We start from the raw sequence: 11,235 nt of genomic DNA, 5'->3' as shown, positions 1-11,235 counted from the left end.
TGATACTTATTTTCATTAACTCTCTTAGGACTTAAATAAGCTTTAGTTCTTGTGTACTATTTTGGTGGCTTTTTTTGATGTGTGACAGTTAGGGTGCGGAAGGTGGGTTATAAAATTGAGGATCTCCTAAGACAATCACAAGAGCTTCTTGTTGATCATTTGCTATCTCTAAACTAGATTTCACTAATGCAGTACCTATTCCCTGTCTTTGAAATTGGGGATGAACAGCTAGGGGTGCTAAACCTAAGACCGTAAAAGTTTCTTGACCAACTAAATCAATGTAACTGTAGAGAATATGACCAACTACTTTACCATCACGCTCTGCAACTAAAGAAAGTTCAGAAAGATAACGGTCAGACTTACGAATTAGTTCAACTAATTTAGCTTCATTTGGACTAGAAAAAGCTAATGTATTGATTTCTGATATATCTAAATAGTCTAGGGAATTTTCACAACGAATTATTATACTATCCTGATCTTGTTGTATGTGCATATAATAAACCTATTAACTGCGAATTAAATCGATATTCAAACTGTAATATTATTTGCAAAATTACCTAAATTCTCCTTTCTCCACTTTGCATCATATTTTCTATTTGTCTTTAATTCTAAAACTCTAAGCCCTGTATTTGGTAAAACCTCTAATTTATCTTGTAACTGTTCCCAGGAACAAATTAACTCATGCTGCACCCCATAGGTAGCACATAACTGAGCAAAATCAATATCTTGAGGTGTCGCAAAAAATTCTTCAAATGGAGGGTCGAATTTGCCAATGGGTAACATTTCAAAGATTCCTCCACCATTGTTATTAATTAAAATTATTGTCAGATGTCCGATAAATTTATTTCTAATTAAAAAACCGTTGGTGTCATGTAATAGAGCTAAATCACCTGTTAGTATCACACTACTTTGGTGTTGATGAGCTATTCCTAAAGCTGTGGATATTGTACCATCAATGCCATTGGCACCACGATTAAAATAAGGCTTTATACCCAGATTATTTGGTTTCCAGAAAAATTCTACATCCCGCACTGGCATACTGTTGGCAATAAAAAATGGTGTTGCTGGTGGGAGGGTTTGGGAAATTAGCCAAGCCACTTTACTTTCAATTAATGGTTCTATATTGACAAAAATATTATCAACATTATTTCTAACTTGTGCATCTACGTCACACCATGTTTTTAAATATTGATTTACTTCCCATTTTTCTATTTCAATATTTTTCTCTATTTCTTCCACGGATATTCTTAAATGTGTAGTTTGCCCATGTAAAGGATCTAAATTTTGATCACTGCTATCAATTACCCAATGTTGAGGTCGATTGGTTGTTAACCAGTTGCGTAACTCCTTACTGGTTGGCATATTCCCAATTTGAATAACTATTTCTGGTTTTAATGTTTGAGCAAGTTGCTGATTGCGTAAAATCAAGTCGTATGTAGAAATTAAATATGGGTTTAATTCAGCATTATTTCTAACAGGAGAAAGTCCTTCAGCTAAAACAGGCCATTGGAGAGTTTGGGATAAATACGCGATCGCTCTACAATATTCTTCAGGGTCTTGAGGTTGAGCTACACCAGCAATAATTATACCGCGTTGGCATTGTTGCCATTGTGGAGGTATAGGAAACAGAGAACGGGGAACGGGAAAGGGATGAGAAACTATCCCACCAAAGAAATTCTCTGTATCGAGAATAAAATTTGTTCCATCATGAATGGGTGCAAGGGGGTCGCGAAAAGGAACATTAATATGTACTGCACCACCTACAGGATATTGGCAACGTTCCCAAGCATGAATTATAGTTTGACGTAAATAATTTAACATTCCCATTTCCGCAATAGGAGTTGCTAACTCCGTTTGCCAATGGGGATAATTACCATATAATTTCACTTGATCGATAGTTTGGCCAGAATGGCATTCTCGCAACTCCGGTGGTCTATCGGTGGTCAATATTAATAACGGTACACGACTTTCCTTAGCTTCAATGACTGCGGGATAAAAATTTGCTCCTGCTGTCCCCGAAGTACAAACTATTGCCACAGGTTTTCCAATAGCTTTTGCTCGTCCTAAGGCAAAAAAAGCCGCAGAACGTTCATCTAAAATGGGAATAGCTTCAATCTCTGGTACTTGTTTTGCAAAAGCTACAGTCAAAGGAGTTGAACGGGAACCGGGACAAATGACAACGCAACTTATACCCAGACGCTTGAGAGTTTCCGTTAACACATAAGACCAAAGTTGATTAATATTATTAAATACTAGTTGCATTTATTGCGAATTGGTGATGAGGGATAAGTAGAGTCATTCTGAGAATAACTAACTACCTGTCACCTGTCACCTATCATCTGTTGTCCGTCACTCACTGCTTATGGACTGTATTCATTTAACAAACATTCGCTGTTATGGTTACATTGGCTTTTTACCTGAAGAACGGGTGTTAGGGCAATGGTTTGAAGTGGATGTGAAATTATGGTTGGATCTGACCAATGCCAGCAAAAATGACACAATTGAAGATACTGTAGATTATCGCCGCACCATTACTTTGGTGCAAAACTTAGTCAAAACATCGAAATTTGCGCTGATAGAGAGATTAGCTGGTGCGATCGCTGACGCTATTCTAGAGGACAGCCAATCTGTTACCCAAATACGAGTGATAGTCCGAAAACCTGCCGCACCTATTCCCGATTTTGACGGTGCTGTGAGTGTAGAAGTGAATAGAAAGCGAATATGAAATTACAGATAGTGGCAAAATTTAACTACAAATCATCTCTTTCTCTGTTCCAGACAATTTTTCTCATTTCCCTGACTACTGTGGGTGCAGTGGTCATCATGCCACGTATTGTTGAATCTCAGACACCCAAAGAAACCTCCATCTCTCCTTTTTGTCAAACATTATCGGAGAAATTTAGTCCTTTTGGGAATATGGGGAATAGTCCCGATTTATATGCAGCATTAGAACAGGCGATCGCCAAAGGTGGTGATTTGAATCAACCCTGCGAGATATATGGCGAAAAGTGGCTACCGCTCAACTTTTTTCTATCTAACAACGAAGCACTGGCTGAACGTTTAATCCAAGCTGGAGCGAATGTGAATGCAAAAGACACCAAGGGAGATACTCCCCTGCATTATTTAGGAGCATCAACAAAAAATGCCCAATTGCTGCTAAGTAGAGGGGCAAAAGTCAATGTCCGCAACCAAAATGGTAGTACCCCACTGCACAATGTTTTTGGTCAAAAAACGGCTGCTGTCATCAAACTTTTAATCAATCAGGGTGCTGAAGTTAATGCTAGAAATCAGGAGCAAATGACACCCTTACATTTTGCTGCCAATTCAGGAAAAGCAGATATTACCGAGCTATTGATTCGCAGTGGTGCGGATATAAATGCCCGTAGCAATCAAAACTGGACACCATTGCACTACGGAGCATCGAACCTAGAAGTTGCCAAAAAACTCATCCAAGCAGGAGCAAACCTCACGATCCAAAATCGTGATGGGGCTGTGATTCACTCCAACAATCTGGAACCAGCAGTATTAAAACTATTGCTAGATCGGGGAGTAAATGTGAATCTACGCAATCGTCAGGGACAAACACCACTCCACGTTCATCGTTTCAAACCTGCTCTGGTGAAATTGCTGCTAGCTCGCAAAGCACAAGTGAACCTGCGGGATGCTCAAGGTAGAACTCCTTTGCATGATGTCAGTCTGGAAGTGGCTCAACAACTAGTGGCAGCTAAGGCATATTTAAATGTTCAAGATAACTTAGGCAGAACACCTCTACACCAAGCAGTATTGGAAGAACAAAGTTTCTTTGCTCCCGAATTAGTCACACTATTTCTTAGTAAAAATGCCAGGGTTGACCTCAAAGATAAGCAAGGGAAAACCGCGTTAGATTTGGCTCGACAACTTAATAAAACCCAAATTATTAATTTGTTGGAGCGCCATATTGCCACGAAAAAATCCTCTGGTGGTGGAACAACTACAACCAAAGCAACCGCAAAACTCCAGCAGTTACTCAATGCCAAAAACTGGAAGGCTGCTGATCAAGAAACCCGTCGTCTCCTATCCCCTCAAAAAGACCCCTACGGACCCAACCCTGCGAAAATACCCCTAAATTTAATTCAAGAGATTGATAGAGCTTGGTTAAAGGCTAGTGGTGGACGATTTGGATTTAGCGTCCAAGCCAAGATTTGGCAACAAGCAGTTGCAGCCCATCCGAAAAATTCCGAAAGAGCAGTCAATGCTTTTCGCGATCGCGTCGGTTGGAAACTCCAAGCTCCTCGAACTGAAAACGATTTTATTAGCAGCGACTGGCTGAATGAGTCCGAACTCAATTATTCACTGCAATCCGCTTCTGTCGGACACTTACCCTGGGCTGGTGTTTCGGACGCACTTGTGCAGTCAGTTGCCGTTCCTCCCCCTGGAGAACACTGTGGTAGCTGTACCATCGATGCAATGTTTCTGCGGAATGAGCGATTCTATAAATATCTGCCCCAACTTTTTGCGCGGGTTAAAATGGCATTGAATATTTCTGTGCCGAAAAAATAATCTGACCTGTGCAAGTAGCAATTAAACATGATTGACATTGACCCAAGAGATTTGTCTGCTCTACCTGCTGCCAGGTTTTAGTTCCGTAGAACTCACGTTAACCAAAGGCCTTTAGCAACTTCACCGTTCGGCTGACGCTCACGGCGAAGCCTGTCACCTGCCATACATCAAAAAGCCTAGATTTTGGCTAAAATAGTCAAAATTTAGGCAAGGTTGAATTTTAAGTTTGTGAAAGGTATGCCAGGAACCAGACTTGAACTGGTGACACGAGGATTTTCAGTCCTCTGCTCTACCGACTGAGCTATCCCGGCGCGGGCTTTATTCTCGCCACGATTAATTAATGTAGCAAAGGAAAAAGGATTTGGCAATAGGTTGCGAAAAAAAATTTTTTATCCTGGGTTTTTGCTGAGTTTTACCCATGCAAACACGGCAATGAAGAAGATAAATTGCACCAAAACAATACTAGGGCCTGATGCTAAGTTGAAAATGCCAGAAATGAGAATACCGAAGATGCTACTACTAGAACCAACAATGACGGAGATGACCAAGAAGCGACTAAAATGGTGGCTAATGAGTTTGGCTGTGGAAGAAGGGATGACCAGAAAAGCATTCACTAGGAGGATACCGACGGCTTTAATAGCCACAGCTACAGCTAAGGATAAAAAGACAACAAAACAGTAGCGATATAATTGCACAGGAACCCCTTGCACTTGAGCAACATCAGCATTGAGGGTCAACAAAATTTGCTGGGGCAAGGTAGATAATAAAAAGATGCTGCAACTTACTAGGACGATAATAGTCAAAATTAAATCGGTAGTATCAATGGCTAAGATATCACCAAATAGTACAGCCATTAAGTTACCCCGATATCCTTTGATGTAACTAGTGAGAATCACACCAATGGCTAATGCACCGGAAAGAACTATACTCAGAACACTGTCACTAGCTAAATCAGTTTTATCGATCAAATATAGGACAACTACGCCAAAAATCAGGGTAAATGGTACTAATGTCCAAGTAGGATTGGAATTGAGTAGTACACCTAAAGCAATACCAACTAAGGCTGCATGACCCACAGCATGGCTAAAGAAGGATAGTTGACGTAAAGTTACAAAACTGCCCAGTAAACCCCCCATTATCCCCATCAACACTGCACCGATAATGGCACGCTGCATGAACGGGAATTTTAATAAGTTGAGTAAATCTTGGCTACTGGCAATAGCTAACCAAACACTCTGTTCATGAGTGAATAGATGATACAAGTTGACAAATACCATGTTTAATTTTTAATGTCTTAGTGGTGATGCTGATAGCGGCTGAAACCAGGCCCATAGGTAGCGAGCAGATTTTGTGGTGATAAGGCAATTTCTGGTTTACCAGTGCAGACTAAGGTTTGGTTCAAGCACAGCACGCGATCGCAATGACGGCTTACCATATCAATATCATGGGAAACTTGCAAAACCGTCCAGTTTTCTTCTCGCTTCAACTCATTCAATAAGGCATAAAAATCTGCTGCACCTTGAACATCTACTCCAGCAAAAGCTTCATCTAATATCAACAGTTGACGAGGACTAACTAAGCAATAAGCAAGTAATACTCGCTTGAATTGTCCACCACTGAGAGTGCCAATAGCTTGATTTCGCAAATGATAGGCATCTGTCCGATTTAAAGCTGCTGCGACTGCTGCTGATTTTTCGCGATTTTCTTGCCAAAATTTGGTGAAAATTTTCTGTTTTCTCTTGATAGTGGCAGACCAACCTAAACCAACTAATTCACTCACAGAAATAGGAAAACTGCGGTCAAAAATAAAATTTTGCGGCATGTAGCCTAATAATTGACGTAAATGTCCTAATCTCGTTAAAGGACGACCGAATATTTCGATTTTTCCAGCACTACGGGGAACTAAATCTAGGAGTGCTTTGACTAAGGTACTTTTACCTGCACCATTGGGGCCAACTATAGCTGTATCTGTTCCTGGTAACAATTCAAAAGAAACATCTCGTACAGCTAAATAACTGCCTTGGTAGACAGTTAATCCCTCTACTTTTAAGATAGGTGATGTAAATGGATGTTGGTCGTTAGTCATTGCAGTTGAAATTGGGCGAAGAAATGGGAAGGTAAAACAATTTTGGATTTTAGATTTGCGATTTTAGATTAACTGTACCTGGGGATGCAGCAGGGAAAGTGTAGATTTTTTCTATCAACAGGGGATAGATGTTGTGCCAAAAACCCAATCCAAAATCCAAAATCTAAAACCGACCAAGTCAATTGATGACTGGAGATTACACAACTTTAAGCTAGATCAAAAAGCTATTTACAACCTGTGGCTAAGGTCTGTAAGTTAGCTCGCATCGCTTTAAAATAATACTGCGGATTGGTATCACCTGTTTCTAGAGAATCTAAAGTCTGCACATTCAACTGCAAATCTTGAGCTAGACTTTTCAGCAATTTATTATCTATCCCTGGTTCACTAAATAAAGCTTTGACTTTGTACTTTTTCACTGCATTTACAGCTTTTTGCACATCCGCAGGTGACAGTTGGTCTTCTGGTATTTCTACTACTGCTATTTGACTGAGGTTATAGCGGGTAGCTAAATAAGGAAAGGCATCATGAAAAGTGATGAATTTACACTGGGGTGTTGTCTGTAATGTTTGTTGAAATTCCTGATGTAATTTGTCTAATTCTTGAATATATGCACTAGCATTAGCCTCATAGGTTGCTTTATTGCTGGGATCAGCAGCAATTAAACCATCACGAATATTTGTTACTTGTTGTTTAGCTAATAGAGGATCTAACCACACATGAGGATTACCTTGACTGTGATCATGGTCGTGGTCTTTTTCATCTGCTACTTCTTCAACAGCAGAAATTTCCTTGAGAGTTTTAATACCTTTACTCGCATCTATGAGTTTTAGTTGGGAATTTTCAGCATTTTTAATGGTGTCAGTCAAGAATTCTTCTAAGCCTAACCCATTTTTCACCAAAACATTAGCTGTAGCGATCGCTTTCACGTTGTCTGGTTTGGCTTGGTAGTCATGTATATCCGTACCTGGTGGTACTAATAAATCCACTTCCGCCGAATTTCCTGCCACAGCCTTGGTAAATAAATACATCGGCAGAAATGTCACCACCACCTTCGTTTTATTAATCTTAGATGTTTCTGCTGTCACACTGGGTGATGGTGAAGTAATGGTCTGTTGAGGAGAGTTTGATTCTTGACATCCAGAAGCTAAAGTTAACCCCCATAAAGCCATCACGGTTAGATATCTGCTTAACCGTCTCGTTCTGGTCTCCACTACTGATTTTCCTCCCTCACAAAGATAATTCAGCTAATTCCCCACCATGGTGAGAATTTGCACTTAAATTTTACATCGGCATAATATAATAATTATCATTCTCAAAAAAACTTGACAAAAATGTATGATCACAGTAAATATTGCTAGTTCATAGACACTAAACTTACAAACTCCAGAGAATTTTTTGTGATCTGGATTACAAAAACTCCTGACTCTTGTTAGTATATTGACAATACTTTTTAATGTTCACTGTGTTGTAGTAACAACACAGAAAATTAATCAGTTAAGTAGAAAATGGGTGTGAGAGTAGCATGATAAAATTAAGTAAACTGCTGTGGAATATACCTTCAGCTGGTGCTTTATTACTGTCTCTAAATACCGCTGGTTGGGCAGGAGAAGTACCTCAAGCTATTGAATCTGAAGCGTCTCTACCAGAGCCAGCAGTAGCAGAAATTGATAATACCCAACAAGAAGAGGTAATGTCACAAGTTACCTCCGTATCTCAATTATCAGACGTACAACCTACTGATTGGGCTTTTAAATCTCTACAATCATTAGTAGAACGCTACGGGTGTATAGCAGGTTATCCTAACGGTACTTTCCGTGGTAATAGAGCATTAACCAGATATGAATTCGCCGCGGGTTTAAATGCTTGTTTAGATAGAATTAATGAAGTAATTGGCGCTTCAACATCAGATTTTGTCAAAAAAGAAGAATTAACAACATTACAAAAACTGCAAGAAGAATTTTCAGCAGAATTAGCCACTTTACGGGGCCGCGTAGATGCTTTGGAAGCGCGAACTGCTGAATTAGAAGCAAATCAATTCTCCACCACTACCAAACTACAAGGACAAGTTGTGGTAGCAGCAAGTGATGTGATTTCTGGCACTAAAGTAAATGGTACAGTGCAAGAAACCCAACCAGCTTTGGGTGCAAGAGTGCGGGTAGAATTGGTAAGCAGCTTCACTGGTCAAGATACATTATTTACCAGAATTCAGAGCAATAACATCAAGAGTCCTGATATTAACACCCCAGAAGGGAACCTGTTCTTTGCAGGTACTTCCGGTACTAACGATGCTTTCATTGATGCTTTGTGGTATGGTTTCCCTCTTGGTAAAAATACCCAAGTGAAACTTATTGCCAATGCTGGTGCAGCAGATGACATCACTAGTACAGTCAACTTGTTTGACGGAGATGGTGGTTTTGGTGCGTTATCAACCTTTGGTACACGTAACCCCATTTATGGACAAATTGCTGGTACTGGTTTAGGCATAAACCACCAATTTGGGGATAAAATTGCACTGAGTTTAGGTTATTTAGCAGCTTCAGCCAGTAACCCTACTGCTGGCAATGGTTTGTTTGATGGTGCTTACGGTGCTTTGGCACAGTTGACAGTGAAACCAAGCGATCGCATTACCTTAGGTTTAACATACATCAACTCCTATAACATGCCCCTGCTCACTGGTAGTAATGCTGCAACCACAGACATCACCAGTCAAAGATTTTCCAGCAACTCCTACGGTGTCCAAGCTTCCATTGGCATCAGCAGTAGATTTGTCTTAGGTGGTTGGGCCGGATTTACCAACAGCAAAGTATTAACAGGCCCCCGCGGAGATGCAGACATTTGGAACTATGCTGTTACCTTAGGATTCCCCGATTTAGGGAAAAAAGGTAACTTAGCAGGGATTATTGTGGGTATGGAACCAAAAGTTACCAGTTCTAATACTGCTTTAGTTGCAGAAGATAAAGATAATTCCTACCACGTAGAAGCATTCTATCAATACAAACTGAATGACAATATCACCATTACCCCTGGTGTGATTTGGTTAACTTCTCCAGACCACAACGATAGTAATGATGATGTAGTAATTGGTTCTGTAAGAACTACATTCAGCTTCTAAACTTCCACGTAATCAGAGGATGCGAAGACCAGCTTCGCATCTTTTTTTATCACCTAATCTTTGCGTTTTTCTCCGCATCTTTGCGTCTTTACGCGAAAAAACCACCACAAAATCCCAAAATCTCACCCACAGGCACAAAAAAGCAGATAAAATACCATTAATATTGCTGTGAAATTACCATCTCTACAGATAAAAAACAGCAAATGAGAGTATTTCTTTCTGATCAAGCGATCGCTCAATTAGTCCAAGAAGATGTACCATTCCTCGACTTGACCACCTATGGATTAGGAATAGGTCAAGAATCAGGGGTAATAGAATTTTCTACCCGTCATCCCATGACCGTTTGTGCCACGGAAGAAGCAAAAAAGGTCTTTGAATATTGTGGTGCGAAAGTTGAATATTTAGTAGAAAGTGGAACTCATATACCAGCACAGCAATTAATTTTCAAAGCTACAGGTTTAGCGGAAGCACTACACATTGGTTGGCGAGTAGGATTAAACTTAATGGAATATGCTTCTGGTATCGCTTCCCGGACTAAAGCTTTAGTAGATGCTGCGAAAACAGTCAATCCTCAGATTGCAGTTGTCACCACTCGCAAATGCTTTCCTGGAACCAGAATGATTTCGATGAAAAGCATTTTAGCTGGTGGTGCATCTCCCCATCGGTTGGGACTATCAGAAACGGTGCTAATTTTTAAGCAACATCTCATATTTATCGATACAATTGCAGGAATAATTGAGCGTATCAATCAACTGCGACAAAGATTTCCTGAACAAAAAATTTGTATAGAAGTAGAAACAGTAGAAGATGCTTGGATGGTAGCACAGGCTGGGGTAGATTTAATTCAATTTGATAAAATTCCCACTTCCGAATTGACTGCTTTAGTACAACAATTAAAACAGCAATACCCCACTTTAAAATTAGCGGCCGCAGGGGGAATTAACCTAGAAAATGTGAAAAATTACGCTAGCACAGGTGTAGATATTTTAGTTACTAGTTGCACATATTTTGGTAAACCTGCGGATATTGGGGCGAAAATGACGCGAATTTAGTCAGATTCTCCGTCTCTGCGTCCCAGTTCATAAACACCAGCACCCATACAAGCTAGTATACCCATACTTACAGCCCAACTACGACCTAAGCCTAATTCCAATGTCCAGTTACATAAAGCACCAACGACTAGGAAGGGAACTATACTAAATAGTGAGGCGTAAAAAGCATTTTGGGATTCTCTAGCGCGACGGGTTTTTTCAAATTCTGCTTGACTGGTGTAAAGGGAACGTTCAGCAAAGTTAAACCAGCGATTGAGTTGTTCTATAACCCATTGACTGACTGAGGAAAAGGCGACATATAGCGCTAAAGACCATAAAGTTGCTCCAGCGATCGCTATTCTGTCTATTTGAATGTCGAAAGGCAATATATCAGTCAGCATAGGTGAGTGATTCCTGCAAAGACTAATTTTAGCTTGAATTCGTGGCTCAATTGACTTATCGGGACA

General features: G+C 40.1%; 10 protein-coding genes and 1 tRNA gene. 4 read left to right on the top strand and 7 right to left on the bottom strand.

The genetic code is table 11. The features are described 5' to 3' along the window. Positions 1-88: 88 nt before the first annotated feature. Together H6G73_RS22590 and menD are read right to left on the bottom strand one after the other, a co-directional pair. On the bottom strand, positions 89-493 hold the full coding sequence (locus H6G73_RS22590; protein ID WP_199317830.1) for a GNAT family N-acetyltransferase: 405 nt from the start codon (positions 491-493) through the stop codon (positions 89-91). A 35-nt stretch (positions 494-528) separates the two neighbouring features. Continuing rightward, positions 529-2,262, bottom strand: coding sequence for a 2-succinyl-5-enolpyruvyl-6-hydroxy-3-cyclohexene-1-carboxylic-acid synthase (menD, locus tag H6G73_RS22585; protein WP_190608531.1), 1,734 nt, complete (start codon positions 2,260-2,262; stop codon positions 529-531). Between the two features lie 100 nt (positions 2,263-2,362). Between menD and folB the strand changes: the two genes are divergently transcribed. Continuing rightward, positions 2,363-2,725, top strand: a complete 363-nt coding sequence (gene folB / locus H6G73_RS22580; RefSeq protein WP_190608529.1) for a dihydroneopterin aldolase — start codon at positions 2,363-2,365, stop codon at positions 2,723-2,725. Beyond that, positions 2,722-4,539, top strand: coding sequence for an ankyrin repeat domain-containing protein (locus H6G73_RS22575; protein WP_199317829.1), 1,818 nt, complete (start codon positions 2,722-2,724; stop codon positions 4,537-4,539). Before folB ends, H6G73_RS22575 begins: the two co-directional genes overlap by 4 nt. Positions 4,540-4,777: 238 nt before the next feature. Here H6G73_RS22575 and H6G73_RS22570 read toward each other — a convergent pair. From H6G73_RS22570 to H6G73_RS22555, 4 genes are all read right to left on the bottom strand, one after another. Continuing rightward, positions 4,778-4,850 (bottom strand) — tRNA-Phe (locus H6G73_RS22570). Between the two features lie 78 nt (positions 4,851-4,928). After that, a complete protein-coding gene (locus tag H6G73_RS22565) occupies positions 4,929-5,816 on the bottom strand; it encodes a metal ABC transporter permease (protein WP_190608528.1) in 888 nt (295 codons plus the stop codon). Between the two features lie 17 nt (positions 5,817-5,833). Next, positions 5,834-6,625, bottom strand: coding sequence for a metal ABC transporter ATP-binding protein (locus tag H6G73_RS22560; RefSeq protein WP_190608526.1), 792 nt, complete (start codon positions 6,623-6,625; stop codon positions 5,834-5,836). A 224-nt stretch (positions 6,626-6,849) separates the two neighbouring features. Further along, a complete protein-coding gene (locus tag H6G73_RS22555) occupies positions 6,850-7,794 on the bottom strand; it encodes a metal ABC transporter substrate-binding protein (protein ID WP_190608534.1) in 945 nt (314 codons plus the stop codon). 353 nt (positions 7,795-8,147) lie between these two features. Here H6G73_RS22555 and H6G73_RS22550 point away from each other — a divergent pair, with 353 nt between their 5' ends. Both H6G73_RS22550 and modD read left to right on the top strand, forming a co-directional pair. Then, a complete protein-coding gene (locus tag H6G73_RS22550; RefSeq protein WP_190608524.1) occupies positions 8,148-9,737 on the top strand; it encodes an iron uptake porin in 1,590 nt (529 codons plus the stop codon). Positions 9,738-9,940: 203 nt separating this feature from the next. Continuing rightward, positions 9,941-10,789, top strand: coding sequence for a ModD protein (gene modD / locus H6G73_RS22545; protein WP_190608523.1), 849 nt, complete (start codon positions 9,941-9,943; stop codon positions 10,787-10,789). Here modD and H6G73_RS22540 read toward each other — a convergent pair. Next, entirely contained in the window at positions 10,786-11,169 is a 384-nt protein-coding gene (locus tag H6G73_RS22540) for a hypothetical protein (protein ID WP_190608522.1), read from the bottom strand. The genes modD and H6G73_RS22540 overlap by 4 nt on opposite strands. Positions 11,170-11,235 lie beyond the last annotated feature (66 nt).

This window comes from Richelia sinica FACHB-800, assembly GCF_014698825.1.
GTDB lineage: Bacteria > Cyanobacteriota > Cyanobacteriia > Cyanobacteriales > Nostocaceae > FACHB-800.
Note: the sequence above shows the minus strand (reverse complement) of the source record. Positions and strands in the feature narration are given on the sequence as shown.